Annotated in this window: 20 protein-coding genes; 10 read left to right on the top strand and 10 right to left on the bottom strand. The window is 63.0% G+C overall.

Annotated features, from left to right (window positions below):
* Positions 1-284 precede the first annotated feature (284 nt).
* Positions 285-1,118: a transglutaminase-like domain-containing protein gene (locus ABD919_RS15600; protein WP_345236963.1), complete on the top strand. Its 834-nt coding sequence runs from the start codon at positions 285-287 to the stop codon at positions 1,116-1,118.
* Between the two features lie 206 nt (positions 1,119-1,324).
* On the opposite strand, the gene ABD919_RS15595 is transcribed toward ABD919_RS15600, so the two are convergent.
* Positions 1,325-1,906 carry a redoxin domain-containing protein gene (locus tag ABD919_RS15595; RefSeq protein ID WP_345236961.1) on the bottom strand — a complete coding sequence of 194 codons (582 nt, stop codon included), beginning with the start codon at positions 1,904-1,906 and terminating at the stop codon, positions 1,325-1,327.
* Positions 1,907-1,927: 21 nt separating this feature from the next.
* The gene (locus ABD919_RS15590; protein WP_345236960.1) at positions 1,928-2,632 is read right to left on the bottom strand and encodes a 4'-phosphopantetheinyl transferase family protein; all 705 of its coding nucleotides are present in this window, start codon (positions 2,630-2,632) and stop codon (positions 1,928-1,930) included.
* A 162-nt stretch (positions 2,633-2,794) separates the two neighbouring features.
* Between ABD919_RS15590 and ABD919_RS15585 the strand changes: the two genes are divergently transcribed.
* Positions 2,795-3,721, top strand: coding sequence for a WD40 repeat domain-containing protein (locus ABD919_RS15585; RefSeq protein ID WP_345236959.1), 927 nt, complete (start codon positions 2,795-2,797; stop codon positions 3,719-3,721).
* 165 nt (positions 3,722-3,886) lie between these two features.
* A complete protein-coding gene (locus tag ABD919_RS15580; protein WP_345236958.1) occupies positions 3,887-4,936 on the top strand; it encodes a DivIVA domain-containing protein in 1,050 nt (349 codons plus the stop codon).
* Between the two features lie 172 nt (positions 4,937-5,108).
* On the opposite strand, the gene ABD919_RS15575 is transcribed toward ABD919_RS15580, so the two are convergent.
* Entirely contained in the window at positions 5,109-5,255 is a 147-nt protein-coding gene (locus ABD919_RS15575; RefSeq protein ID WP_345236957.1) for a hypothetical protein, read from the bottom strand.
* Positions 5,256-5,265: 10 nt separating this feature from the next.
* Here ABD919_RS15575 and folB point away from each other — a divergent pair, with 10 nt between their 5' ends.
* The 4 genes from folB to ABD919_RS15555 all read left to right on the top strand — a co-directional run bounded on the left by folB (position 5,266) and on the right by ABD919_RS15555 (position 11,765).
* A complete protein-coding gene (gene folB / locus ABD919_RS15570; RefSeq protein WP_345236956.1) occupies positions 5,266-5,622 on the top strand; it encodes a dihydroneopterin aldolase in 357 nt (118 codons plus the stop codon).
* Between the two features lie 272 nt (positions 5,623-5,894).
* On the top strand, positions 5,895-6,320 hold the full coding sequence (locus ABD919_RS15565; RefSeq protein WP_345236955.1) for a BlaI/MecI/CopY family transcriptional regulator: 426 nt from the start codon (positions 5,895-5,897) through the stop codon (positions 6,318-6,320).
* The gene (locus ABD919_RS15560) at positions 6,307-9,087 is read left to right on the top strand and encodes a M56 family metallopeptidase (RefSeq protein ID WP_345236954.1); all 2,781 of its coding nucleotides are present in this window, start codon (positions 6,307-6,309) and stop codon (positions 9,085-9,087) included. The genes ABD919_RS15565 and ABD919_RS15560 overlap by 14 nt, the downstream gene beginning before the upstream one ends.
* 131 nt (positions 9,088-9,218) lie before the next feature.
* Positions 9,219-11,765, top strand: coding sequence for a DUF5916 domain-containing protein (locus ABD919_RS15555; protein ID WP_345236953.1), 2,547 nt, complete (start codon positions 9,219-9,221; stop codon positions 11,763-11,765).
* 69 nt (positions 11,766-11,834) lie between these two features.
* Here ABD919_RS15555 and meaB read toward each other — a convergent pair whose 3' ends face one another.
* The gene (gene meaB, locus ABD919_RS15550) at positions 11,835-12,815 is read right to left on the bottom strand and encodes a methylmalonyl Co-A mutase-associated GTPase MeaB (RefSeq protein ID WP_345236952.1); all 981 of its coding nucleotides are present in this window, start codon (positions 12,813-12,815) and stop codon (positions 11,835-11,837) included.
* 103 nt (positions 12,816-12,918) lie between these two features.
* Between meaB and ABD919_RS15545 the strand changes: the two genes are divergently transcribed.
* Entirely contained in the window at positions 12,919-14,334 is a 1,416-nt protein-coding gene (locus ABD919_RS15545; protein ID WP_345236951.1) for a DUF5723 family protein, read from the top strand.
* 285 nt (positions 14,335-14,619) lie between these two features.
* On the opposite strand, the gene ABD919_RS15540 is transcribed toward ABD919_RS15545, so the two are convergent.
* From ABD919_RS15540 to ABD919_RS15530, 3 genes are all read right to left on the bottom strand, one after another.
* The gene (locus ABD919_RS15540; protein ID WP_345236950.1) at positions 14,620-15,714 is read right to left on the bottom strand and encodes a TolB family protein; all 1,095 of its coding nucleotides are present in this window, start codon (positions 15,712-15,714) and stop codon (positions 14,620-14,622) included.
* Between the two features lie 132 nt (positions 15,715-15,846).
* On the bottom strand, positions 15,847-17,088 hold the full coding sequence (locus ABD919_RS15535) for a glycosyltransferase family 87 protein (RefSeq protein WP_345236949.1): 1,242 nt from the start codon (positions 17,086-17,088) through the stop codon (positions 15,847-15,849).
* A 34-nt stretch (positions 17,089-17,122) separates the two neighbouring features.
* Positions 17,123-17,881 carry a L,D-transpeptidase family protein gene (locus ABD919_RS15530; RefSeq protein WP_345236948.1) on the bottom strand — a complete coding sequence of 253 codons (759 nt, stop codon included), beginning with the start codon at positions 17,879-17,881 and terminating at the stop codon, positions 17,123-17,125.
* A gap of 180 nt (positions 17,882-18,061) precedes the next feature.
* Between ABD919_RS15530 and ABD919_RS15525 the strand changes: the two genes are divergently transcribed.
* The gene (locus ABD919_RS15525; protein WP_345236947.1) at positions 18,062-18,724 is read left to right on the top strand and encodes a DUF2461 domain-containing protein; all 663 of its coding nucleotides are present in this window, start codon (positions 18,062-18,064) and stop codon (positions 18,722-18,724) included.
* A 237-nt stretch (positions 18,725-18,961) separates the two neighbouring features.
* Here the strand turns inward: ABD919_RS15525 and ABD919_RS15520 are convergent, their stop codons facing one another.
* From ABD919_RS15520 to ABD919_RS15510, 3 genes are all read right to left on the bottom strand, one after another.
* The gene (locus ABD919_RS15520; protein ID WP_345236946.1) at positions 18,962-19,456 is read right to left on the bottom strand and encodes a DUF6702 family protein; all 495 of its coding nucleotides are present in this window, start codon (positions 19,454-19,456) and stop codon (positions 18,962-18,964) included.
* Between the two features lie 86 nt (positions 19,457-19,542).
* Entirely contained in the window at positions 19,543-20,886 is a 1,344-nt protein-coding gene (rseP, locus tag ABD919_RS15515) for an RIP metalloprotease RseP (protein WP_345236945.1), read from the bottom strand.
* Positions 20,887-20,969: 83 nt separating this feature from the next.
* Entirely contained in the window at positions 20,970-22,172 is a 1,203-nt protein-coding gene (locus ABD919_RS15510) for a 1-deoxy-D-xylulose-5-phosphate reductoisomerase (RefSeq protein ID WP_345236944.1), read from the bottom strand.
* A 382-nt stretch (positions 22,173-22,554) separates the two neighbouring features.
* Here ABD919_RS15510 and ABD919_RS15505 point away from each other — a divergent pair, with 382 nt between their 5' ends.
* Complete coding sequence (locus ABD919_RS15505) at positions 22,555-25,971, top strand: Ig-like domain-containing protein (RefSeq protein WP_345236943.1); 3,417 nt, start codon at positions 22,555-22,557, stop codon at positions 25,969-25,971.
* Positions 25,972-26,041 lie beyond the last annotated feature (70 nt).

Here is a 26,041-nt window from a genome sequence, read left to right as displayed (position 1 = left end):
GGGTTTGCCCTGAAAATTGCCCTCTTCATTTTTGCCCACACCCTCCACCAAGCCGGCCTATAGCCCGCAACTTGGGTTAGCTATGCTATAACCCGTGACGAATTGATTAACCTTATGGAAAACCCTCATTCTAGCCGGATGAGGGTTTTTTATGCCTCAATGGTTGAGGCCCTGCAGTAGGCCGGAATTGAACATTTACCCCTTTTCTACGTGTTAGAAAAAAGCACCAGGGGGGTCAAAAAAAGCTTCAGTTGCGTTAATTTGCCCTTCTGCTACGTATTCTGATGACCAATAAAGAAATTAAAGCCCTTATCTCCCTGCTCGACGACCCGGAAATTGCCCCCCAGATTCAGGACAGAATCCAGAACCTGGGCGAAAGCATCATTCCGTTTCTGGAAGAGTCGTGGGAAGAAACCCTGGACCCCCAGCAGCAGCAGCGGCTGGAAGACCTGATTCACAACCTGCAGTTTGAGGGCCTGCAGCAGCGCCTGCGCGTGTGGCGGGAGGCCGGCGCTACCGACCTGCTCGAAGGCATGTGGCTGCTCAACACCTACCAGTACCCCGACGCCGACCTGCAGGCCCTGAACCGGGCCATTGAGCAGCTGCGCTTCGAGGCCTGGACGGCCCTGCGGCCCGACATGCACCCCGCCGACCAGGTGCAGACCCTGAACCACGTCCTGTTCCGGGTGCACAAGTTCGCGGCCAACACCCAGCACTTCCACTCCCCGGCCAACTCCATGCTGCAGCGCGTGATGGAAACCAAGCGCGGCAACCCGCTGGCCCTTTGTGTGATTTACCTGCTGGTGGCCCAGCGCCTCAACCTGCCGGTGCACGGCGTTAACCTGCCCAACCTGTTTGTGCTCACCTTCCGGCCCCAGCTGCCCGGCGCCGAGCCTTTCTACATCAACTGCTACAACCGCGGCCTGGTGCTCTCGCGTACCGATATCGAGCACTACGTACACCAGCTTAACCTCTCGCCCAACCCCATCTTCTTCGAGCCCTGCACCCACCTCGACATCGTGCGCCGGGCCCTGCGCAACCTGCAGCTCAGCTTCGAGAAGCTGCAGGAGCCGGTGAAGGCCGCCGAAGTAGCCGTGCTGCTGAGTATACTGGAGTAGGTTTTTTGGTAATTAGGTAGAAAGCCGTGTCATTGCGAGCATAGCGAAGCAATCCGTCCTCTAGCACTCAGAAACCTAGTAAACCCAGACATCAAAAAGTCCCAATGCCAATGCTGGCGTTGGGACTTTTCACATTAGCAGGCTGCTCGCTGAGAACAGGACGGATTGCTTCGCTGTGCTCGCAATGACACGGCTTTATCAACTCATTATCGCTTAATCAGACAGCCCGCCGCGCGCTTGCCGTCTACGCCCGCGGGACGGCCGGCCAGTACGTTTTCGAGCACCTGCTTGAGGTAGGGCTCCTTCACGTTGGCAGCCACCTGGGGGTTGTCGTCGATGGCGCCGCGGTAGCGAATGGCGAAGGCGCCGCCATCGGGCTGCAGCACCACGGCTTCGGCGGTTTTGTTTACCCCCAGCAGGTTGCTCACCTGCTGGCTGGCATCGGTGAAGGTGGGAAGCTCAACCTCGCCGGGGGTAGCGGAGCCCGGCGCGTCGAGGTTGATGGGCACGTTGATGAACAGGAACTGCACCCCGCGGCTGCGGTAGGTGTTGCTGATGGAGGCCAGGCGCTCCTGGTAGAGGCGCGAGAAAGCGCAGGCCGGATTGAGGAAAACTACTACAATGGCCTTGTTGCCGGCATAGCTTTTCAGCGACACATCGGCGTTGGCCGCCGTTTTCAGGGTGAAATCGGCAACGCTGTTACCGGTTTGGGCATGAGCCACGCCCACGGCCAGGGTGACGGCCAGCAAAGCGGCGGCGGTCAGGATAGAAATTCGGCGGAAAGACATGGCGGGAAGGTAAGTTAAAAATCAGGAAACTGCCGGTTCCGGCAGGGCGTCCTCGAAGCTATAGGTAAGTACGTAGCCAGGCGCGGGTTGGGAATAGCAAATGCGGTGCCGCGTCCGGCTACCATCCAGAACCAGCGTGGCGGCGAGCTCCCCGCTGAGTGTCTGGCTTTTGGAATGGAGTAACAACTGCTCCTTAAAAATAATGCCGCGCCGCGCCGCCAGCTTGTAGAGGGTTTCCTTGGCGCTCCAGAGCAGACTGAAATGGGCCAGGGCTTCGGCCTCTTCGGCTGGCGCTGGCAGAGCCGCCCACTCGGCTTCCGACAGGTACTTGGAAGCCAGGCGCCGGGCTTTGGCGCGCACCAGCTCGATGTCGATTCCGGCCCGGCCCTGGGTGTTGAGCAGCGCCGCCACCCATTCGCCGGAGTGCGACAGCGACACCACGCTGCCAGCGGGGCTGCCATCGAGCCAGGGGCGGCCGCTGGCTTCGTTGCGCAGCAGCACGGCTGCACTGGCCTCGGGGCCCAGCAGGGTGCGCAGCAGCTCGTGGGCCAGCACCCGCCCGGCCAGCCACTGCGCCTGGCGGGTAGCATCGGCCGTGGGCGGCACCAGCGCCCGGTACTGCGCCGCCTGGGGCAGCAGGGGCCACAGCGTGTCGGGCACCTCCTGCAGCTGCCACAGGCCCAGAATAGCGGTAGGAGAAAGGCGCTGCAGGGAGTAGAGGGGCATGGGCTTGGGGTTTCTGGTTGCTTGTTTCTAGTTGCTAAACGGCACTTTGTGAGGGCTGGTAAGAACGACTGTTGACATCAGCGCAAGCCTCAGCGCTTTCAGCGGGGACCAAAACAAGAAACAAGCAACCAACACGCCACGAAGCTACCTTTGCGCCTGCTTATGTCCGCCACTTTCCGCCCGTCTGTACATAAAATAGCCACCCTGGCCGGGCACCGCGACGCCGTGTACGGGCTGACGGGCGGGGCAGGCGCTACCCTCTACTCTGCCAGCGCCGACGGCATGGTGGTGGCCTGGAACGCCGCTGCCCCCGAGCAGGACGGGGAGCTGCTGGCCCGGGTACAGAATTCGGTGTATGCCCTGCGCCACCTGCCGGCCCAGCGCTGGCTGGTGCTGGGCCACAACTTCCAGGGCCTGCAGGCCATCGACTTAGCGCAGAACCAGCTGGCCTGGGCTACGGCCCTGCCGCCGGTGGCCATCTTCGAAATTGTGTACTCGGAAAGTCGGCAGCGCCTGTACGTAGGCCTGGGCGATGGCACGCTGGCCGTGCTTGCCGGTCCCGACTTCCGCGTGGAAAAGCTGCTGCGCCTGGCCACGAAAAGCCTGCGCACCCTGGCCCTGCACGAAGCCCGGCAGGAGCTGGCCGTGGGCAGCTCCGACCACCTGACGCGCATCCTCGACCTTGACACGCTGGAAGTGAAGTACACGCTGGGGGAAAGCACCAACTCGGTTTTTTCGCTGGCCTACTCGCCCGACGGACAGCGCCTGCTCACGGCCGGGCGCGATGCCCGGATTCGGCAATGGGACGTGGCTGCCGGCTACGAGCTGACCCTGGTGGTTCCGGCCCACATGTACACCATCAACCACCTTGCCTTCAGCCCCGACGGCCGCTACCTGGCCTCCTGCAGCCTCGACAAAAGCATTAAGCTCTGGGACGGCGGCAGCCTGGAGCTGCTGCGCGTGCTGGACAAGGCCCGGCACGCCGGCCACGGCACCTCGGTGAACCGCCTGGTTTGGCCGGGCGCCGAAAACCGGTTAGTTTCGTGTAGCGACGACCGCAGCCTGGCCGTATGGGAGCTTGAGAAGTAGTTGTCAGTTGTTCGTTGTCAGTTGTCAGATTAATCTGGTGAGCTGATTGCCAATGCCTGACGACTGCTGCCCTAGTCGCTGGCAGGCGCTCTGAGCCCAGGCCCCACCCGGGGGGGCTGGCAGCAGCGGCTGACAACAGACAACTGACAACTGACAACCAGAAACATGATGAAACTTACCGCCCTCGACATCCGCCAGAAGACTTTTGAGAAGTCGTTTCGTGGCGTGGACAAAGACGAGGTTCAGGCCTTTCTGACCACCATTTCCCAGCACTGGGAGCGGATGGGCGACGAAAACCGGGAGCTGCGCCTTAAGCTGGAGCATGCCCAGCAGGACGTGCAGAAGATGCGCGAAGTAGAAAGCAGCCTCTACCGCACCCTTAAAACGGCCGAAGACACCAGCACCAGCATCACCGAGCAGGCCCAGCGCGACGCCGACCTGCGCCTGCGTGAAGCCCAGTTCCAGGCCGAGCAGCTGCTCACCGAGGCCCGGCAGCGGGCCCGCGCCATTGTTGACGAGGCCTATCAGCAGGCCGAGAAAACCGTGGCCGAGATGCAGCGCGAGGTAGGCGGCCTGGGGCAGGAGTGCCAGCGCCTGGAGCAGCAGCTCGATACGCTGGTGCGCGACCTGCACCACCTGGCTTCCGATGCGCTCGACAAAGTAGAAAAGGCCCGTACGCGGCCCAAAGGCGGCAGCTCGGCCATCCTTTCCCGGGCCGCCAGCGTAAAGGTGGAGCGGCCGAAGGAATCGGCCGCTGAAACCGAACCTGCTATGAACGTTCCTGCTCCTGCTACGCCGGCTGCCGCGGCCATCCCATCCACTTCTTCGGCGGCGGCATCCCAGCCCGAAGCGCGCCACGAGCCAGCGGCGCCCAGCAGCTACAACCCCAAGCCCGGCCAGCAGCCCGACCCCGGCGCCCCGGCCCAGGCACCCGGCCCCGAGATTGAGCGGCCCGGCGCCCCAGCCGAAAACCCCGGCATCTCGCCCGCACCCCGCATCGACCAGCCCGAGCCCTCACGCGTGCCCGAGCCCACGCCGCCCCACGTGGAGCCCATCGTGCCCGATATCCAGCCCGTAGGCCCCAGCCACCCGGAAATCAACCAGCCCTCGCCCGTGACGCATCCCGGCCAACCGGCCATGGCAACGGCCTCGGCCGCCAAAGCCACACCGGTTGCCGAGCCCGTGGCGGAAAAGTCGTTTTTCGACGAAATCTAGACCGCAGATTTAACGGATTTAACGGATTACACAGATGCTGTTGTCGATTACCGACTTCAGCTGACAACAAAAAGAGCTGTCTCTTGCGGGGTAGCTCTTTTTGTTGTCAGCTGAGTTAGCCAAACAGCTGTTGAATACAACGGGGCAGAGTTGAATGGCGGCTCTTCGCTTGTCATGCTTCATGCTTCAAGGCCCGCCAACGAACAACTAAAAACTTCAACAGACCTTTGCCTGCTGGCTCCTGCGTTTCGCCGCTGGTATTGTTCGATAATTCCCTTGGCACATCAACAATCAGCACATCAATCATCAGCACATCCATCAACAATACTATGGGCCAAATCGCACTCGAAGGCATGGAGTTCTTCGCCTTTCACGGGTATTATGACGAAGAGCAGAAGATTGGCAACAAGTACGGGGTCGACTTATACATCAGCACCGACCTGCTGGCGGCAGGGGAGTCGGACAAGCTGCAGCAGACGGTAAACTACGAGGTGCTGTACCGGCTGGTAGCGCAGGAAATGCAGGCCCCGGCGCGGCTGCTGGAGCATATTGCCCACCGCGTGCTTGACCGCATCATGGCCGAGCTGCCGCACGTGCGCAAGGTGAAGGTGAGCGTATCCAAGTTCAATCCGCCCCTGGGTGGCATCTGCCAGCGGGCCCGCGTGACGCTGGGGCGCAAGCGCTAGTTGCCCCTTTCTCCTGAGCATGGCCACCCGGCAAGGGGAGTGGGAGCAGGCGGCCTTATGTGCGCTGGCCATCATCTGGTAGCCGGCAGTCGCCTTTTTACTACCAATTTACAATGGGTAGGTTAAATTAGTGTTCTGATAATCAGGGTGAAGCAAAATTATAGGGGTTTTATACGAAATATTTCGTAGATAACCCTTGCAACTACGAAGCAATTCGTAACATCTTTGCCTCGTTCTACGAATAAATTCGTACTAACCATAGTCCGACGACCATGAGCAAAGCCCCACCCCCCAAACCTACAGACTCCGAGCTGGAAATCCTAAACGTGCTCTGGCAGCAGGGCCCTTCCACTGTGCGAGCCGTGAACGAGCACCTGAGCCAGCGCCGCCAAGCCGAAGTGGGCTACACCACCACGCTTAAGATTCTGCAGCTGATGCTGGAAAAGGGCCTGGTGCGGCGCGACGCCGCCGACCGCAGCCACGTGTACCGGGCCGCGGTGCGCGAGCAGGAAACCCAGAGCCTGCTGCTCGACAAGCTGGTGGATGCGGCCTTTGGCGGCTCGGCCCTCAAGCTGGTGATGCAGGCCCTGGGCAGCCGGCAGACCTCGGATGAAGAGCTGGCCCAGATTCGGCGCCTGCTCAACGACATAGAAATTCAAAACTCCACCTCTAACCCTGACGACGATGACCACGCTTGAAAACTTCGTGTCGCCGGCCCTTACGCAAGCCCTGGGCTGGACCTTGCTGCACTCGCTCTGGCAGGGCGCCCTGGTGGCCGGCGTGCTGGCCGGCGCCTTGCTGCTGATGCGCCGGCACCGCGCCGAAGTGCGCTACCTCGCGTCGGGACTGGCGCTGGGAAGCATTCTGGTGCTGGCCGGGCTTACGTTTGCCCGCTATTACCAGAGCGCCACCGTGGCGTCGGCGGTGGAGCCGGGAGCTAGCACCACGCCGTTGAGCCCGCCGTCTGTTCGTGCCCGGTTCAGTGCCGCAACGGCTGCCGCCCAGCCCGTGGCGGCCTCCCGGACGAGAGCTGCTGCGCCGCCCACTGCGGCAGAAACCAGCTCCTGGCAAAACCAGGCCCTGCAGTACTTCGACCGCCACCTGCCCGTGCTGGTGCTGGCCTGGGCGCTGGGCCTGCTGGCCATGACGCTGCGCATGCTGGGTGGGCTGCTGTACGTGCAGCGGCTGCGCCGCTACCGGGTGCAGCCCCTGAGCCCGGAGTGGCAGCAGCGGCTGGCATCCCTGGCCGCCCGCGCCGGCCTGAAGCGGCCCATTGCTTTGCTGGAGTCGGCTCTGGTGCAGGTGCCCCTCGTGGTGGGCCACCTGCGGCCCGTTATTCTGCTGCCCCTGGGCACGGTGGCGGGCCTGAGCCCGGCCTGCCTGGAAGCCATTCTGGCCCACGAGCTGGCCCACGTAGTGCGGCGCGACTACCTAATGAACCTGGTACAGACGGCCGCGGAGGTACTCTTCTTCTACCACCCCGCGGTGTGGTTTATGGCGGCCTGCCTACGCACGGAGCGCGAAAACTGCTGCGACGATGCCGCAACCAGCCTGGTAGGGGGTGGGCTGGCCCTGGCCCGGGCCCTCACGGCCCTGGCCGAGCTGGGCCTGCAGCAGGCGCCGGCGGCCCGCCTCAGCCTGGCCGCCGTAGGACCCGACGGTTCCCTGCTGGGCCGGGTGCGCCGCCTGGTGCAGCGCCGGGCAGCGCCCACGTTTGCTGAAGGCTTCCTGGCTGCGTGTGTGGTAATGGCCGGCCTGGGCTTGCTGGGCACGGCGGTTTCGCTGGCTGCGCCGCGGGCTAAACAAACCACAGCGGCTCCCGATAAGGCTCCGACGGAACTGGCCGGCCCGGAAGAGCAGCAGCCGGCGCAGGAGGAAAAGCCAGCTAAACGGAACAAGAAAGGCAGCACCACACAGGTAGTAGTGGTGGAGCCCACGGGGCGCAACAACCCCGGCACCGTCATTATTGAAAAAGATAAGAAAGGGCGGCTGACCGATTTGTACGTCAATGGCCGCCACGTTGCGGAAGCCAGCGACAGCCGCGCGGCCCGCAAGACGCGGAAAGGCAAGTCGGCCGCGGCCGCCGATGCTGCCGAGGCAGGCACCACCTGGGTATGGGCCGACAACAGCGGCCCGGGCAACAGCTACCGCTACAGCACCGTGATGCCGCCGCTGCCGCCCCTGGAGCCCGAGCTGCGCCGCCTCGACCTGTCGTCGCTGGAAAGTGCCCGGGCCAGCCTGCGCAGCCGCCAGGAAAGCCTGCGTACGGCCGAGCGCGCCCTGGCCGCTACTGGCCGCCTCCGCAGCCTGAGTGAGGAAGAGCGTAGCCGCGTGAACGAGAAGCGGGACGGGCTGCGTGAGCAGCTGGCCCGCCTGCGCGAAGAGGAAAACGAGCTACGCCGCCGCACGGCCGAGCTACGCCGCGACGCCAACGCCTTGCGCCGCGAAGTTTCCGTCCAGGAGCGCACCGCCGAGGCCCAGCTCAAGGAAGAGCTGCTGAAGGAGGGCCTTATTTCCGACCTGAAAAACTTCCGGCTAACCCTGAGCAGCAAGGAAATGACCCTGAATGGCGTCAAGCAGCCTGAGGCAGTGCACCGCCGCTACCTGGAGCGCTACGAGCAGCTGAGCGGCCGCAAAATGACGGCCGGCAGCCAGTGGATGGCCATTGAGTCGAACACCTCCGCTTCCGCTGGGATGGAGCCGGAGCCGCCTTTGCCCCCGGCTCCCCCTTATGCGCCCCAGGCCCCGCAGCCCGGCCGGGGCAGCACATCGCAGGCCGAGCGCGACCGCCTACAAGCGGAGCGGGACCGGCTGCAGGTTGAGCGCGACCGGATGCGTGCGGAGCGCGACCTGCAGCGGGCCGAGCGGGATAAGCAGCGGGCCGAGCGTGACCGGGTGCGCAAAGAGCAGTCGGAGCGCACCCAGCAGACCGAAGAACGGATTATCAGCGAGCTGTTGAAGGACGGGCTGGTGAAAGACAAGCAGAACTACCACTTTGTGCTGAACAGCAGCGAGCTGCTGATAAACAGCCAGAAGCAGTCAGATGCCCTGCACAAGAAATACCGGAAGCTGTACGAAAGCGGCACCGGCCGTGAGCTGGGCCCCACGGCTACGGTGGTGCTGAGCCAGAACGGCAACCACATAAACCGCATCTACACCACGCGTTCGGGAGCAGACCGCTTTGTGACGCCGCCCACTCCGCCTGCTCCCCTTGCACCTCCTGCGCCGCCGGCACCCGAACACAGCCGGGCTGTGAAGGTGAACTCCGTAGTGTGGGGCGACGAGCTGCGCCGCGACGGCCTGATTGGGCCCAACGACAAAAGCTACAGCATTGAGCTCAACAACTCCGGCCTGACGGTGAATGGCAAGCGGCAGCCCGACGAGCTGGCCCGTAAGTACCGGGCCCTGGCCGGACATGCGGATAGCAAGTCCTTCAACATGAGCCTGGCGATTACCGAGGATTAAGAAGGGGAGGGTGTTTTCCTGCCGGAGCGAATGGCTTTTTTTAGCGGGCTTGTGCTCCGGCAGGCAACGGTGAGGCAGATATTTTCATCCTTTAGCCCATCATCTACCTTCATTTCATTGGCTAGGCCGGTATGCGCGTTTCTTTACTCGGGTTGCTTTTCGCACTATGGGCCACGGTGGGCAGGGCCCAGACACCGGCGGCCCCGGTAAGCGAAAACCCGCAGCAGGCGGCCCCCAAGCGCCAGCTGGCTGCCGTGCGCGTAGAGGCCGGCAGCGTGAAGCTCGATGGAAACCTCGATGAGGCCGTGTGGCTGACGGCGCCCATTGCCACCGACTTTATCCAGAACCGGCCCAACCCCGGCCCCCACGAAAAGCACCCCACCGAGGTGCGCATTCTCTACGACGACGCCAACCTGTACGTGGGCGCCATCATGCACGACGTGAGCCCCGATTCCATTCTGCGGGAGATGGGCACCCGCGACGGCTTTGGCAACACCGACTTCTTCGGCATCTTCCTCGATACCTACCGCGACAAGCTCAACGGCTACGGCTTTTTCGTGACGCCGGCCGGCGTGCAGATGGATGCGCGCTACTCACCAGCCGGCGGCGAAGACTTCAGCTGGGACGCCGTGTGGGACAGCCGCACGGCCCTGCGCGGCACCGACTGGGTGGCCGAGATGCGCATTCCCTACTCCGCCATTCGCTTCAGCCAGCAGGACGAGCAGCTCTGGGGCCTGCAGTTTATGCGGCAGCGCAAGCGCGAAAACCAGGCTTTCTTCTGGAATGAGGTGCGGCCGGCCGTGGATGGCTTCGTGAACCAGTGGGGCGAGCTTACGGGCCTGCGCGACGTGAAGCCGCCGCTGCGCCTTTCGCTCACGCCCTACGTGAGTGCCTACCTCGACCACTATCCTTACAACGTGGAGGGTGTGCGCAACACCACCTCGCGCTTCAACGGCGGGGCCGACGTGAAGTGGGGCATCAACGAGAGCTTCACGCTGGATGCCACCCTGGTGCCCGACTTTGGGCAGGCGCAGAGCGACAACCGGGTGCTGAACCTCTCCCCGTTTGAAGTGCAGTTCAACGAAAACCGGCAGTTCTTTACCGAAGGCACCGAGCTGTTCAACAAGGGCAACCTGTTTTACTCCCGCCGCGTGGGCGCTACGCCTATCGGCTATTACGGGGTGGAGGGTCGGCTGCGGCCCGGCGAGAAGATTGTGAACAACCCCGACGTAGCTCAGCTTATTAATGCCACCAAGGTGTCGGGCCGTACCCGCAAAGGGCTGGGTGTGGGCATTTTCAACGCCGTAAGCCGCGAAATGCACGCCACCGTGCGCAACGCTGATACCGGTGAGGAGCGGGAGCTGATGACCCAGCCGCTGACCAACTTCAACATCGTGGTGCTGGACCAGAGCTTGCGAAATAATTCCTACCTCAGCCTCATCAACACCAACGTAACCCGGGCCGGGCAGACGTTTGACGCCAACGTGACCGGCGGCCTGTTTCGCTTCGCCAACAAAGCCAATGCCTACGCCGTGGACGGCGGCGTGGTGTACTCGCGCCGCCGCGGCCTGGGCTTCAACTCCGAGCGCCAGGTAGCCCAGCGCGATGGCATGAAGTACAACCTGAGCGTGGGCAAAATCAGCGGCAACCTGACCTGGAACGTCAACCACAGCCTGATGTCGGACACCTACAACCACAACGACCTGGGCCTGCTCTTCAACAACAACACCATCAGCCAGGGCGTGCAGGTGAACTACAACAAGTACAAGCCCTTCTGGAAGGTCAACAACCTCTCTACCTGGGTGGGCGTGTACGAGAACAGCCTGTTCCGGCCCATGCGCTACGCCGAGGCGGAGCTGTACGCGGGGGCCAACACCACCTTCACCAAGCAGTTCCTGACGGTAGGCATCAACCTGAACGCTTCGCCGGGGCGCCACGACTTTTTTGAGCCCCGCACTTCTACCATCGGCGAGTACTACGTGGACGTGCCGGCTTCCTCTAACATCGGCGGCTTTATTTCCAGCGACTACCGCAAGAAGCTGGCCCTGGACGTGAACGGCGGCATGCGCTTCTTCGCCCCTGATGGCGACCGCAGCGACCGCAGGAGCGTCGGCGTCAATATTGCCCCGCGCTACCGCGTCAACAACCAGCTTACGTTCCGCTATAACCTGAACTACAATGTAGCGCAGAATCAGATTGGCTACGTCAATGGCGGCCTTGATGCGAGCCTGCCCGAAGACCGGCCCTTTCTGAACAGCATCCTGCTGGGGCGCCGCCGCGTAACGACCATAGTCAATACCCTGACGGTAAGCTATGTGTTTACCAACCGCATGTCGCTGAACGTGCGCACCCGCCACTACAACAGCCACGTGCGCTACCACGACTTCAGCACCCTGGGCCAGAACGGGGAGGAAACCCCAGCGGCCTACTCCCGCAACCGCGACAAGGCCTACAACGCCTTCAACGTCGATGCCGTGTTCCTGTGGTGGTTTGCCCCGGGCTCCCAGGTGAGCGTGGTCTGGAAAAATGCCGCCGCTACCGAAGACGACGCCGAGCGGGCCACCCCGCTATATTTCGACAACCTGAGCGGTACCCTGGTGACGCCGCACAACAACTCCTTGTCGGTGAAGGTGCTGTATTTCCTGGATTACCTGGCCCTGCGCCGCCACCGCTCGTAGCGCGGAATTTTATGCCGCGGCATTTGTGCTTTTGTCCGGCCTGCTGGCGTCGCGGAATGGAATTCCGCGTTACAGATTGAGCAGCTGCTGGGCGGCGGCAAAGGGGGTTTGGCGGCCTTCGGCTACGGCCTGCTGCAGCATGGGCAGCTCGGCACGCACGGCCTCTTTGGCATAAAACCGGGCTTCGAGCTCCTGGGCAATGGTGTGGTGCAGCCACTGCAGCTGCTGCTGTTGGCGGCGGCGCTGAAAAAAGCCGTTGGCCTGGGTTTGAGCAACGTATTTCTGCAGCATCTCCCAGGTTTCGGGTACGCCGGCGCCGGTTACGGCGGAGGTGAGCAGCACGGGCGGGTACCAGCCGGAGGGAGCGTGCGGAAACAGGTTCAGGGCGTTCTGGTACTCGCCGCGGGCCCGGCGGGCGGCGGCCTCGTTACCTTGGTCGGCCTTGGTGATGAGCAGGGCGTCGGCCATTTCCATGATGCCGCGCTTGAGGCCCTGCAGCTCGTCGCCGGCCCCGGCCAGCATCAGCAGCAGGAAGAAGTCGACCAGGCCGTGCACGGTGGTTTCGGACTGCCCCACACCTACGGTTTCGACGAAGATGACTTCGTGCCCGGCGGCTTCGCACAGCAGCAGGGCTTCACGGGTGGCGCGGGCCACGCCGCCCAGGCTGCCGCTGGAAGGGGAGGGGCGAATAAACGCGTTGGCGTGCGCTGCCAGCTGCGGCATGCGCGTTTTGTCGCCCAGGATGCTGCCGCCCCCGCGCGGGCTGCTGGGGTCCACGGCCAGCACGGCCAGCTTTTTGCCCAGGGTCTGGACCACGTACAGCCCCAGGGCTTCGATGAAGGTGCTCTTGCCCACCCCCGGTACGCCGGTGATGCCGATGCGCAGCGCCTGGCCGGTGTGGGGCAGCACGGCGGCCAGCACTTCCTGAGCCAGGGCCTGGTCGGAAGCCAGGGTGCTTTCTACCAGGGTAATGGCCCGGCTGAGCTGCACGCGGTTGCCGGAGAGCAGGCCGGCGGCATATTCGGATGAGGAAAGACGTTTGGGTGGCAAAATATTGACAAACTGGCGTTAGCTTGCGGCTTCGTAGCAGTGTGGGTATACGCAAACCCGGGCTGCGCCGCAAGCTACAGCATCCTCTTCATTATTCTCTTTCATGAAACGTACGTTACGCGTCCTGCCTTTTGCCGCTCTGCTGGCACTTCCCGCCACGCTCAAAGCTCAGAACGAGCTCAGCAACTTTACCGCCACGGGCCGCGGGGGGGTGGTCAATACCTTCGCCAGCGACTACCAGGCCATTGGCATCAACCCCGCCAACCTGGGCCGCAAGGGCAATGCCACGGTGGCCTTCACCCTGGGCGAAGTTGGCATGGGCGTGGCCTCGCAGTCGCTGAGCAAGACGCTGCTCAAGAAGATGATATTTGAAAGCGGCGAAACCCTGCCAGCGAGCGAGCGGGCCGCCCTGGTAAGCTCCCTGACCAGCGACAACGCCCTGAACCTGAACATCGACGTCAACGCCATTGGCCTGGCCGTGACCCTGCCCAGTGGCTTTGGCGGCCTGGCATTTAGCCACCGCCACCGCATCGGCGTGCACATGGCCCTGAACAACAACGCGGCCGATATTATCGTGAATGGCAAGAACGCGGCCATTATGCGGCAGTACTATCCCAGCGCTACCACCAACACCAACCCCAATGCGCCCAATGTAAGCACCGTGCTGGCCGGCACCGCTTTGCAGATGGCCTGGACGGCCGAGTACAATGTAGCGTATGGCGTGCGAGTGGTCGACAACGACGGCTTCAAGCTGTCGGCCGGCGCGGGCTACCGCTACATTCAGGGCCTGGGCGTGGCCGACATCCGGGTAGGCGATGGCGATGTGACAGCCTATGGGGCAATGTCGCCGCTGTTCAGCATCGACTACGGCAGCATTGCCAACGACCCCAACTTCAACCCCGAGCGCGGCAGCGGGCTGCAGCCCGTGGGCCGGGGCAACGGGTACGACTTCGGTCTGGCGGCCGAGGTGGGGAAAATGATACGCCTGGGCGCATCGGTAGTTGACCTGGGCACCATGACCTGGACGGCCAACGTGCTTACCGCCACCGACCAGAAGCTGCAGGCTACCGCTTCCAACGGCATCGATACCTACAATGTGATTGGGGAGCTGGCCAACCAGTTCGACGCCGACAACCGCTCGCTGTTTACCTACAAAGCGGCTCAGGAACGCAAAGAATCCCTGCCGGGTAAGCTGCGCCTGGGCGGTGGTATTCAGCTCAGCGAGCTGTTTGAGGTTGGCGTCGACATGACCATGCCCCTGAACAAAGTAGCCGGTAACCTGGCCTCGACTTATGTGGGCCTGGGCCTCGACTTCAAGCCCGTGCGCTGGCTGCGGCTGAGCTCCGGCGTAACAGGCGGGGCCGGCTACGGCGCCAGCCTGCCCCTGGGCCTCACCCTCGTAACCGGCCCCTGGGAAGCAGGCTTCGGCACGCGTGACATTACTGGCTACTTCAGCGAAAAAGCGCCTTATTATTCCCTGGGCTTCGGCTTGCTGCGGTTTAAAATCGGCAAGGAATAGCGGTTGATGTGCTGATGTGCTGATTTTTTGATGTGCTAATGAAGTGAAAAGCAATGTCTTTAGCACAGCGATGCAAACGAAGCTCGGTGTAGCCATTCCGCTCCCTAGCATGCAGTAGCCCCGAGATGCAATGCCTAAAAAGCCCCGGACCTATACAGGTGCCGGGGCTTTTTACACTACAAGGCTGGTTGCTAAATGCGGCTAGATAACTTTGGTTTTGCCTGCTAATGACGGATTAGTACATCAAAAGCACATTAGCACATCAAATAATCAGCACATCACCCATTATGGCGCCACCACAAACGTGGGCAGGCCCAGCTTGCTGCGGCGCCCCCCGAGCTTCACGCCGGCGTCGAGGTAGCTGCAGGCTTTGCCCAGGGAGTCGGGGTACTGGATGATGCCCAGGTGGGGGTTGTCTTCGCGGGCCACGTAGATGCGCCGGTCAGGACCTAGCTGCAGGGCGCCAATCTTGCGGTTGGCCGATTTGCCGACCATGGTTTTGGCTTTGGTCTTGAGGTCGAACTGCCAGATTTGGGTTTCGCCGCCGCCCACGCCGTTGCAGGTGCCGTAGAGCTTGCGGCCATCGGGCGAAAACTCTACGCCATAGGCTTCCGCGTAAGGCCCGAAGCTCACGGGGTTGCTCACCTTGCCGGTGGTGCGGTCGAAGTCGTACACCTCAAACTTGTTGGTTTCGCGCCACAGGGCGGCGGCCACCTTCTTGCCGTCGGGCGAAAACTTCAGGGCCCCGATGGCGTTGCGGCCGGGGCCGGCGTTCATGCTGCCCACGTTGCTCATCACCGGCTTAGCCGACTGAATGCCATCGGCCGTGACGAGGTAGGCCACGAAGGCGTTGGAGTTCCAGCGGTGGGCCAGCACCCACACGTCGCGGCCATTGGTGTGGCGCACGGCGGCCAGCTTCTCTGCCACGGGCTGTATCAGCAGCATGTTCACGCGGGGCAGGTCGCCCATGCCGTCGTCGCGGGTCATGTCCACGATGGAGTAGCGCAGGCCGTTGGGCGTGCCCTGGGGCGCCACGGTGAAGATGTAGAAGATGTTGCCCGAGCCGGGGTCGGGCACGATAAGGGCCGACTGCGTGCTGCTGCCGCTGCCCATCAGCCGGGTGCCGTTGGGCATGGGGCGGTGGGCGCGGTTCCACACGGTTTCGCCGTTGGTGTAGAAAAGCAGCTGCCCGCTGGAAGTGGTAGCCACGGCCGAGCCCTCGTAGGTGCTCATCTTGCCATCGTTAAGGGGTTTGGGCTCGTTGCCTTCGGCGAAGCTCAGGCCGGCCTGCTGCCCGAAGTACCACAGGTCGTTGCGGCGCTGGGCCTGGGCAGCTACCGCCAGGGAAAGCAGGGAAAGAAGCAGGAGTATGCGGTTCATAGAAAGAAATAAAGCTGGAATAAGGGCGCTAAAGGAAAAACCGTGCCGGTCGATACCATGCCCTGCCGCTGCACGAGGGCCTGCTGCAACGGCGCGGCTGCAAGTCGATTCGGGCCGAAGCGGCGCATTGGGCTACTCGCTCCGGCCGGCCTGCACCGGGCGGGCTAACAGCAGCAGCAGCACACCGAGCAAGGACAGCGGCATCAGGAAGTACACGAAATGAAGGATGGGCGGGTTGCCCAGGGCCTGGGCCAGGCCATTGAGGGGCAGCAGCAGTGGCAGGAGCAGCACGAGCAGCAGGAGCTGAGCCGAAAGCGCCTGCCGCCGCGCAAAGGCCAGCAATGGCAAGAGCAGCAGGGCGTCGTAGTAAAGATGGTAGGTGGTGAGCAGGGTCAGGGCACCCGTTAGCAGAAACACATACCAGGTAGCCAGGTGGTAGCCCTGCCGGCGCAGCCAGCCCAGGCGCAGCAGGGTACCCAGCCACAGCAGGCCGTGCAGCAAGGGGTGCCAGGCGCTGCTGCCCGGCCGCAGCCACTCCAGCACGTTGCCCAGCTCCAGCCGCAGCGTCAGCCCCTGGGTGAGGGGGTAGTCGGGGTCGGCCGGGTCGAAGGACTGGGCCCGCACCTGCGCCAGCAGCTGCTGGTAGCTGGGCAGCATATCGGCCGGCGCATCGGCCCAGGCAAAGGCCACGGCACTCAAGCCGGCTACTACCAGGGCTGCAACCACCAAGGGTTTCCACTCCTTTCGCCACAGGAACCAGCACACAAAGGGCAGCAGCAGCGTGACTTTGTACGCGGCCAGGCCCAGCAGTACGCCGGCCAGCCAGGGAGCCCAGGGGCGAGCTGGCCAGCGCGTAGCGGCCAGCAGCGCACCCGTGCCCAGGGCCAGCGCCGCAAAGGCCGGCTGGCCCGTGAGCAGGGCCGGCACCGTGCCTTTCAGCGCCAACGCGGCCACCAAAAATTGCCACCAAGGGGTGTTACCCGCTTCCTTGCTGAGCAGCAGGTGCCAGCACCAGACAAGCAGGCCCAGGCTGAGCAGGGCTAGCGCGTACCACAGCGGCCAGGCCAGGGAGTAGGGCAGCTGGCCTATGCTGAGCCCGAACAAGGCCGCCGCCCAGGGCGGGTAGAGAAAGGGCAGGTTGGGCAAGCCGGGCTGGCTGCGGCTAAGCAGCTGCTCCTGCGCCACCAGCTGCTGCCAGCCCTGCTTAAGCGTGGCATCGTCGTAAGGGTTTTGGCCCTGGCGCAGCACGTGCTGGCCCACGTAGCAGGTGCGGAAGTCCATGGGCCGGTCGGGGCCCGGGCGGGCTTCCCGCAGGGGGCGGCGGCTGTTGAACAGCGCCAGCAGGACAAGCAGAACAAGAAAGAAGCGCGGCACGCCGCAAGTTAGCCCACAGCCTTGCCGGGGCCGCTTACTTCTGCGCTATGGTCGGGGGCGGGGGCAGGTCGTGGGTGGTTTCGAAGTGCTGGTAGCCTTTCTGCAGGCCCTTCCAGAACGCATAGTGGGGGCTCATGCTGCGCTTGGCAAATTCGGCCGGCGTGAGCGGGAAAGGAAAGATGTGCACCGGAATTACGGCCTGCCCCGAGGCCCGGGCCATCACGGCCAGCAGATACACTTCCTCGATGCCGGCATCGGTGATGGGCAGGCAGCCTACGGTCACGTTGGAGCCGTGAATAAAGATGTCGCCGCCGGGGTTGGGCTCGCCCAGGGCGCGGTCGGCTTCGTTGGGGTAGTTCAGGCCCAGGGAAAGGTGGTAGTTGCTCTTGGGGTTGAAGCGGTCGATTTCATAGAAGCCCTCGGGCACCTGGTAGTCGCCGGATTTGCGCTTGGGGCCCAGCGTGCCCGAGGTGCCGGCCAGCTCGTAGCTGTGCAGCAGCTCAAACGGGCCGCCGCCCATGTTGCGGGCCCACACTTCCAGCTCAGACTGGGTTTTTATCAGGCGCAGGAATATTTCCAGGCGCTGGGGGTTGAGGTGCTTGGCCCGCAGGCGGGCGTCGACCCGCGGGCCGGTAGTGGCTTTGGCATCGCGCACCCGCGGAAACAGCAGCTGCTCCTGCCAGAAGGCCGGCCCTACGGCGGGCCCGGGTGCAGGAGGCGCTGCGGGGATTTGGGCAAACAGGGAAGCCGATGAAAGGGTAAGAGCGGTGCAGAAGAGCAGGCGGCGCAGCATAAAAGAATAGTCAGAAAAAAGTGCCGCGAAGCTAACGCATTTCGGCTACTCCTATTATCTGAAGAAGCCCGAATCCAAAACTATTTGGGCCGGCCTCTACTTTTGGCAGCGGCTGGCCCCGGGCCCCGTAAGCTGTGCCGGCCGGCTGACCAGCGTCTCTATTGAATCTGCCTCTTGCTCATGCAAATCAAGCCCTTGTTTTCCTTTCTAACCGAGCTATCCAACAACAACGACCGGGCCTGGTTTCAGGCCCACAAAGCCACTTACAATCAGCTCCGCGCGCAGTTTGAGCTGGATGTGGAGTTCTGGGCGCGCGAGCTGGCCCAGGCCGATGAGGCCCTGGCCGGGCCGGGCGCCCGCAAAAGCGTTTTCCGCATCTACCGCGACGTGCGCTTCAGCAACAACAAGGACCCTTACAAAACCCACTTCTCGGCCTTCTTCACCGCCAGCAGCAAGGACGTAGACTCGCCCAGCTACTATGTGCAGCTGGGCCCCAACGGGCAGACGCTGGCCGCCGCCGGCCTCTACCAGCCCGAGAAAGCGCAGCTGGCCGCCGTGCGCCAGGAAATCGACTACAACGCCGAGCCGCTGTACGACCTGCTGGCGCAGCCGGGCTTCCGCCGCTTCTTCCCCGCGATGGGGGGCGACAAGCTGAAAAAGGCCCCCGCCGGCTATCCCGCCGACCATCCCGATATCGACCTGCTCAAGCACAAAAGCTTCGTGGTATCGCACGAGCTGCCCGATGCCGCCGCCCTGGCCCAGGCCGACCTGCGCAGCTACGTAGCCGAGGTGTTTCGCACCGCCGTACCGTTTTGTAACTACCTGCGCGAGGCGCTGGGGTGATTTTGGTGATGAAGTGAGGAGGTGATGGGGTGAAGAGGTAAGGTGGTGATAGGAAAAAAAGAATCAAAAAAGAACGTCATGCTGAGCTTGTCGAAGCATCTCTACCACGAGAGTAAACCCAATCGAGAGGGAATTACTGCCGCAAGCAAGATGCTTAGCCTACGCTCAGCATGACGTTCTTTTTTTACCTCATCACTCCATCACCCCATCACCTCTTCACCCCTTCACTCAATTACCTCAAAACTTCACCACCTCTTCCTCGTGGCCGAGGCGGAAGAGGGCGCTTTGCTTTTTGCTGCCGGCCTCGATGTTCACGATATTGACTTCGTCGCCGAAAAGCTCCAGCAGTAAGGTGTTGCGCAGCTGCAGGCCGCTGAGCGGTGCGGGCACTGCAACCTTGCAGTACAGCCAGTAGCCGTCTTTTTCGGCTTGCATGCCCAGGTACTGCAGGGGCAGGGGAGCCCCGGCCAGGGTTTTCAGCTGCAGGGTGCGCTGCAGGTAGGCCGAGGTGAGCACGAAGGGGCGGGGGCCGGCTTCGCCGAGCGTAACCGGGGTGGCCTGCCCGCGCGACAGCGCCTTCTCGAAGTCGTCGGTGAAGACTTTGATGGCCAGCTCCAGCTGCTTTTTCTCGGCGTTGTAGCGCAGCTCCGTGAGCGTGGCGTGGTAGGCATGCAGGGCCTGGGCCGTGAGGGCCAGCAGAAACACCGCGCCAAAAGCCAGTAGGAAACGCATGGATTTTTTCTGGTCTCTGGTTTCTAGTTGCTGGTTTCTTGTTAGAACAATAACTAGAAACCAGCAACTAGAAACCAGAACCCCATTTAGTTAAACAGCTTCATCACCTGCTTGAAGATGATGACGTAGAACATCAGGGCCAGGATGAGCATGGTGCCGATGCGCTGGGCGCCTTCCATGAACTTGTCGGAGGGCTTGCGGCGCGCAATCATCTCGTAGAGCAGGAACACTACGTGGCCGCCGTCGAGGGCGGGAATGGGCAGCAGGTTCATGAAGGCCAGCACCATACTCAGCGAGCCGGTGAGCGTCCAGAACCGCAGCCAGTCCCACTGCCCGCCGTACTGCTGGGCAATTTCTACGGGGCCGCCCAGGCTTTCGGAGGCCGAGGCCTGGCCGGTGAAAATCTTACCGATGGCCATGCCCTGGGCCCCGATGATGCCGAAGGCCTGCTTGGTGCCGGCCGGAATGGCCTCCACGAAGTTGTAGCTGCGGGTGCTGAACTTCAGGTCGGGCTTTTGCTCGAAGCCAATGCGGCCGCTTTCGCTGATTTGCACGTTCAGCGTCAGGGGCTGGCCGTTGCGCTGCACAGCCAGGGGCGTCAGCTTACCGGCATGGGCTTTCAGGGCCGCCTGCAGCTCGTCGAAGTACTGAATGGGGGTGCTGCCTACTGCCGTTACCCGGTCGCCGGCCTGCAGGCCCGCTTTGGCCGCGGCCGAGCCCGAAATCACGCGGCCCACGGTGAAGGGCGAGCGGGGCAGCACAAACAGGCTGTCGCCCTGCTTGGCCAGCTTATCAAGGAAGTTGTTGGGAATGTTGAGGTCCAGCAGCTGGCCGTTGCGCTCCACGGTGTAGTAGCTGTTGTTGCCGAGCAGCACATCGGGGCGGCGCACGTCGTCGAACTCCTCGAAGGGGCGGCCGTTGATTTTTACGATTTTGTCGCCGGTGCGGAAGCCGATTTCGCGGCCCAGGCCGTTGGGCAGGATGCCGTAGCGGGCCTCGGAGGCGGGCAGGTAGCTTTCGCCGTACTTAAAGGTGAGGGCGGCGAAGATGACGATGCCCGTGATGACGTTCAGGATGATGCCGCCCAGCATCACCAGCAGACGCTGCCAGGCCGGCTTGGAGCGGAACTCGTCGGGCTGGGGCGGGCCGGCCAGGGCTTCGGCGTCTTGGGTTTCGTCCACCATGCCGTGAATCTGCACGTAGCCGCCGAGGGGAAACCAGCCGATGCCGTATTCCGTCTCGCCCACCTTCTTCTTGAACAGCGCAAAGTTGGCGACGTTGGGCAGCGGGAACAGGAAGTCGAAGAAGATGTAAAACTTGTCGACCCGAATTTTAAAGAGCTTGGCGAAAGCGAAGTGGCCGAATTCGTGCAAGCCAACGAGGATGGAGAGGCCCAGCAGCAGCTGGCCGGCCATGATGAGGATTTCCAAAGAAAATTAAAAATTAAAAATTATGAATTAAAAATTAAAAATCAGCGGAATTAAAAAAGAACAAGACCAGGCTAAGCGTCAGCCTAATTTTTAATTTTTAATTCATAATTTTTAATTGACTCGGAGGCGTAGCGGCGCGTTTCGGCGTCGGTGGCCACCAGGTCGTCCAGCAAGGGTTGTGCAAGGTACGACACCTGCGCCAGGCACCCGGCTACCAGGTCAGACATCTGTCGGAAGCCAAGCTGTTCCCGCAAAAACGCGGCCACTGCAATTTCATTGGCGGCGTTGAGGATGCAGGGCGCGTTGCCGCCGCGGCGCATGGCCCCGAAGGCCAGCTCCAGGTTGGGGAAGGCCTCGTAGTCGGGCGCCTCGAAGCTGAGGTTGGGGTAGTCGAGAAAGGAGAAGCGCGGAAACTGGTTGGGCAGGCGCTGCGGATACGCCAGGGCGTACTGAATGGGCAGCTTCATGTCGGGCAAGCCGAGCTGGGCTTTCAGGGAGCCGTCCTGGAACTGCACCAGGGAGTGAATGATACTCTGGGGGTGCACCACCACGTCAATCTGCTCGTCGCGCAGCCCAAACAGCCACTTGGCTTCAATCACCTCCAGGCCTTTGTTCATGAGCGAGGCCGAGTCGATGGTAATTTTGGCGCCCATGTCCCAGTTGGGGTGCTTCAGGGCCTGGGCCTTGGTAACGGTTTCCAGCTCCAGCGCCGAGCGGCCGCGGAAGGGCCCGCCGGAGGCCGTGAGGATGATTTTCTCGATGGGGTTGTGCGCTTCGCCCACCAGGCACTGAAAGATGGCCGAGTGCTCGGAGTCGACGGGCAGCAGGCGCACGCCGTGCTGCTTTACCAGGGCGGTGATGAGCTGGCCGGCCACTACCAGGGTTTCCTTGTTGGCCAGGGCAATGTCTTTGCCGGCCTGGATGGCGGCCACCGTGGGCAGCAGGCCGGCGTAGCCCACCAGGGCCGTGAGCACGATGTTGATTTCGGGGCGGGTAACTACTTCCGCCAACGCCTGGGCACCCGCCAGCACCTCAATCTGGGGCAGGTCGTGCAGGGCCGCCTGGACGGCGCCGCGCAGGCTTTCGTCGCCGATGACAACGGCCGCGGGCCGGAACTCACGGGCCTGGGCCACCAGCAGCTGCCACTGGCGCTGGGCCGTGAGCACCGCCACCCGGAAGCGGCCGGGCTGGGCCCGCAGCACGTCGAGGGCCTGGGTGCCAATGGAGCCGGTAGAGCCCAGGAGGGCCAGGGTAACCGGTGAAGAGAACTCTGAAGCAGATAGCATAAAGCAGTAGGCCAGGCAACGGCCCGGCATAGACTGACAAAGGTAGGACGCCTCCTGCGGTAGGCAGGTGTTTGCGGAGAATAGCGTCCGTTAGATGTAAGGGCTGCATATTTTGAAATAAACTACCTGCTGGAATGTGATTATTGAAAAAATAATGCAAAAATAAGTATGGTGGTATTGTGATGCCTTATCTTTGCAATAATTTGTAATTTGCTGCTTTATAGCAGCTTTTCCAGCCAAAACTGCCAGGGATTTGAGCAGCATGGCTCTGCTTTAAAAGTGATAAAAATTCAACATTAGTTGTAATTTAAACTACCCTCAAACCAGGTTCTGAACGTCCCGACATCAGAGACTGCTTCAATCTTTTTTCTGTGTTTTTCTTATGAAGGCTCCTATACTCTTTGCCGGGCTGTTGCTGGGCAGTAGTGCCTATGCTGCGGCCCCGGTAGCTAACAACGATACGCGCCCTACCCCTTCGAACACGGCGCTGACCTTCTCCATTACGGCCAACGACACCGATGCCGACGGCGACGCCACCCTGAACCTAGCCAGCGTAGACCTGGACCCCGCCACCCCGGGCCAGCAAACTACGCTGACCATAGCCGGGCAGGGCACCTTTGAGGTGAATGCCCTGGGCGAGGTCACGTTTACGCCGCTGACGGGCTTTACCGGCAGCACGCTGGCCTCCTATACCGTGAACGACGCCACGGGCCTGACCTCCAACCAGGCGGCCATTCGCGTAGACCTGGGCCCGGTTACGGCCGACGACGCCGCCTTCGTGCTGCCCAATACGGCTCGCAATATTCTGATTCTGAGCAACGACGTGGACGTGGACGGCATCAATGGCAACTCCGTGGACCTGGACCTGGGCACGACGGGCCGCCAGACCAGCCGGGTGATTACCGGGCAGGGCACGTTTGCCGTGAACACGTCGGGGCGCGTCACCTTTACGCCGGCCGCCAACTACACCGGTACTTCGTCAACCACCTACCGCGTGAACGACGTGACCGGGGCTCCCTCACTGGTAGCCACCATCAACGTGGTGGTGGGGCCGCGGGCCCTTTCCGATGCCGTGAGCGCCGCCTACAACACCTCGCCCGTGTTCAGCATCACGGCCAACGACCTGGATGTGGACGGGCTGGACCTGAGCAGCATCGACCTGGACCCGGCCACCGCCGGGCAGCAAACCATGCGCTTCATCAGCGGGCGCGGCACATTCTCGGTTGATAATGCCGGCAACGTCACCTTTGTGCCGGTGGCCGGCTACCTGGCGGGCACCACTTCCTTCACCTACACTGTGCTGGACGTGCTCGGGGCTATTTCGAACGCGGCCACCATCACCCTGACCACGACCAACGCCGCCCCGGTAGCCGTGGCCGACGTGGCCCTGACCCCGCCCAACACCAGCGTCAACTTCTCGCTGACGGCCAACGACAGCGACAACGAGTCGAGCATCAACCCGGCCACGCTGGACCTTAACCCCAGCGTGGCCGGCCGCCAAACCACGCTGACGGTAACCGGGCAGGGCGTATACACGCTGAACGCGGCCAACAACGGCACCGTGACCTTTGCCCCGTCGGCTAACTTCACCGGCAGCAGCACCATCAGCTACACTGTGCAGGATGCCACGGCCCGCGTGTCGAACGCGGCCAACATCACGGTGCACGTGGGCCCGCTCACGGTGGGCGACGGCGCTACCCGCGCCTCCAACGCGGCGGTGTCGGTGAACGTGGTGGCCAACGACACCGACCTGAACGGCATCGACGCCGCTACGGTCGACCTGGACCCCGCCACCCCGGGGCGGCAGACCTCCATGCCCGGCACGGGCGGCACGTTCACAGTGGACAATGCCGGGGTGGTCACCTTTACGCCGGTGGCGCCCTTCTCCGGGGGGCTGGTGAGCACCGTGAGCTACACCGTGCTCGACCTGACGGGGGCGCCCTCGTCGGTCGCGACGCTCACCGTGACGTCGACCAACGCCGCGCCGGTGCTGGGCAACGACGACACGCAGACGCCGGCCAACACGCCGGTAAGCCTGAACGTGACCACCAACGACAGCGACCCGGACGGCAGCATCGACGTGGCCACCGTGGACCTGAACCCGGCCACGGCACCGCGCGAAACCAGCCGCACCATCTTCGGCGAAGGCAGCTGGACGGTGACCAACGCCGGCCTTGTGACGTTTACGCCGGCGCTCAACTTCACCGGCACGGCCACCCTGCAGTACGTGCTCAACGACAACAGCGGGCAGACGGCCAGCACGCCGGCCACCATCACGGTGCGGGTGGGCCCCCTCACGGTGAACGACGCGGCGAGCACGCCTTCCAACGCGCCCGTTACCCTGAACCTGGTAAGCAACGACATCGACTCGAACGGGCTGGACCTGGCCAGCATCGACCTGGACCCGGCCACGCCGGGCCGGCAGACCAGCATGACCGTGGTGGTGGGCGGCGTTACCTATGGCACCTTTGCCTTGCCGGCCGGCAACGGCATGGTGGTGTTTACGCCGGCCGCGCCCTACGCCAACGGCCGCGTGGCCACCATTAGCTACGTGCTGCTGGATGTGACCGGGGCACTTTCCACGGTAGCCACCATCACGGTGACCACGCAGAACGTGGCGCCCACGGCTGTGGCCGACGATGTGGCCATGCCGCCCAACAGCAGCATCACCTTCAACGTGCTGGGCAACGACTTCGACACCGACGGTGCCCTGGCGCCGGCCACGGTCGACCTTGACCCCAGCACCGTGCCCCGCGACGCTACCCGGGTGGTGAACGGCGAAGGCAGCTACTCGGTCGACAATGCCGGCAACGTCACCTTCACGCCCTTCACCAACTACACCGGCACCAGCACCCTGCGCTACATCGTGCAGGACGCCGCCGGGGCCAGCTCCAACCAGGCTATCATTACGGTGCGCGTGGGCCCGCTCACGGTGGCCGATGCAGCTTACACCGCCATTGGGGCCAGCGTAACCACCAACCTGCTGGCCAACGACACCGACGTAAATGGCCTGGACCCCACCACGCTCGACCTGGACCCCGCCACGCCCGGGCAGCAGCTCAGCTTCACGGTGAGCCGCGGCACCTTCACCGTCGACCCCACCATGGACGGCCACGTGACCTTCGTGCCCTCGCTGCCGTACACGCCCAACATGTCGGCGGTGGTAACCTACGGCCTGCGCGACCTGACCGGCGCGCCCTCGGTGCTGGCCATCTACACCGTTACCAGCGCCGGCCCGCTGCCGGTAGAGCTCACGGCTTTCGCTGTTAAAGCCGTAAACAAGGTGGATGCCCAGCTAAGCTGGCGCACGGCATCGGAAAAGAACAACGCCTACTTCGACGTGGAGCGTAGCCTGAATGGCCGCGACTTTACGCGCATTGCTCAGGTAGCCGGCCAGGGCAGCACGCCCCGTCCTACCGACTACGCCCTGACCGACGAAGGCATTGGCCGTCGGGCTGCCGGGGCGGTGTACTACCGCCTCAAGCAGGTAGATACCGATGGCAGCTTCAGCTACTCGCTGGTGCGCACGGTGACTTTCGACAAAGCCCTGGCTCCTGCCATCGGCCTGTATCCCAACCCGGCCAACAGCTTCACGCCGGCCGTGCTCGACCTGCGGGAGCTGCCCGCCGGCAGCTACCAGGTGCAGCTGCTCGACGCCACGGGCCGTAGCGTACAAAGCCGGACCCTGGAAGCCGGCCGCAGCCATGCCCTTGACCTGCGCGGGCTGGCCAACGGTACGTACCTGCTGCGCGTGCTGGGCCCGGACAGCTCCTTCAGCACCCGCCTGCTAAAGGAGTAGGGGCCGGCGCCCGCGCATGAAAAAGGCCTTTCCCTGCCAGGGAAAGGCCTTTTTTGTTGGCGCTGATGGT

The organism is Hymenobacter saemangeumensis (genome assembly GCF_039541835.1).
Lineage (GTDB): Bacteria > Bacteroidota > Bacteroidia > Cytophagales > Hymenobacteraceae > Hymenobacter > Hymenobacter saemangeumensis.
This window is presented reverse-complemented; position numbering and strand designations above follow the sequence as displayed.

Bases quoted from the DNA above. Each gene is read 5' to 3' on its own strand.
- ABD919_RS15600 (WP_345236963.1), top strand. From the start codon at position 285: ATGACCAATAAAGAAATTAAAGCCCTTATCTCCCTGCTCGACGACCCG.
- ABD919_RS15595 (WP_345236961.1), bottom strand. From the start codon at position 1,906: ATGTCTTTCCGCCGAATTTCTATCCTGACCGCCGCCGCTTTGCTGGCC.
- ABD919_RS15590 (WP_345236960.1), bottom strand. From the start codon at position 2,632: ATGCCCCTCTACTCCCTGCAGCGCCTTTCTCCTACCGCTATTCTGGGC.
- ABD919_RS15585 (WP_345236959.1), top strand. From the start codon at position 2,795: ATGTCCGCCACTTTCCGCCCGTCTGTACATAAAATAGCCACCCTGGCC.
- ABD919_RS15580 (WP_345236958.1), top strand. From the start codon at position 3,887: ATGATGAAACTTACCGCCCTCGACATCCGCCAGAAGACTTTTGAGAAG.
- ABD919_RS15575 (WP_345236957.1), bottom strand. From the start codon at position 5,255: ATGGATGTGCTGATGATTGATGTGCTGATTGTTGATGTGCCAAGGGAA.
- folB (WP_345236956.1), top strand. From the start codon at position 5,266: ATGGGCCAAATCGCACTCGAAGGCATGGAGTTCTTCGCCTTTCACGGG.
- ABD919_RS15565 (WP_345236955.1), top strand. From the start codon at position 5,895: ATGAGCAAAGCCCCACCCCCCAAACCTACAGACTCCGAGCTGGAAATC.
- ABD919_RS15560 (WP_345236954.1), top strand. From the start codon at position 6,307: ATGACCACGCTTGAAAACTTCGTGTCGCCGGCCCTTACGCAAGCCCTG.
- ABD919_RS15555 (WP_345236953.1), top strand. From the start codon at position 9,219: ATGCGCGTTTCTTTACTCGGGTTGCTTTTCGCACTATGGGCCACGGTG.
- ABD919_RS15545 (WP_345236951.1), top strand. From the start codon at position 12,919: ATGAAACGTACGTTACGCGTCCTGCCTTTTGCCGCTCTGCTGGCACTT.
- ABD919_RS15540 (WP_345236950.1), bottom strand. From the start codon at position 15,714: ATGAACCGCATACTCCTGCTTCTTTCCCTGCTTTCCCTGGCGGTAGCT.
- ABD919_RS15530 (WP_345236948.1), bottom strand. From the start codon at position 17,881: ATGCTGCGCCGCCTGCTCTTCTGCACCGCTCTTACCCTTTCATCGGCT.
- ABD919_RS15525 (WP_345236947.1), top strand. From the start codon at position 18,062: ATGCAAATCAAGCCCTTGTTTTCCTTTCTAACCGAGCTATCCAACAAC.
- ABD919_RS15520 (WP_345236946.1), bottom strand. From the start codon at position 19,456: ATGCGTTTCCTACTGGCTTTTGGCGCGGTGTTTCTGCTGGCCCTCACG.
- ABD919_RS15510 (WP_345236944.1), bottom strand. From the start codon at position 22,172: ATGCTATCTGCTTCAGAGTTCTCTTCACCGGTTACCCTGGCCCTCCTG.
- ABD919_RS15505 (WP_345236943.1), top strand. From the start codon at position 22,555: ATGAAGGCTCCTATACTCTTTGCCGGGCTGTTGCTGGGCAGTAGTGCC.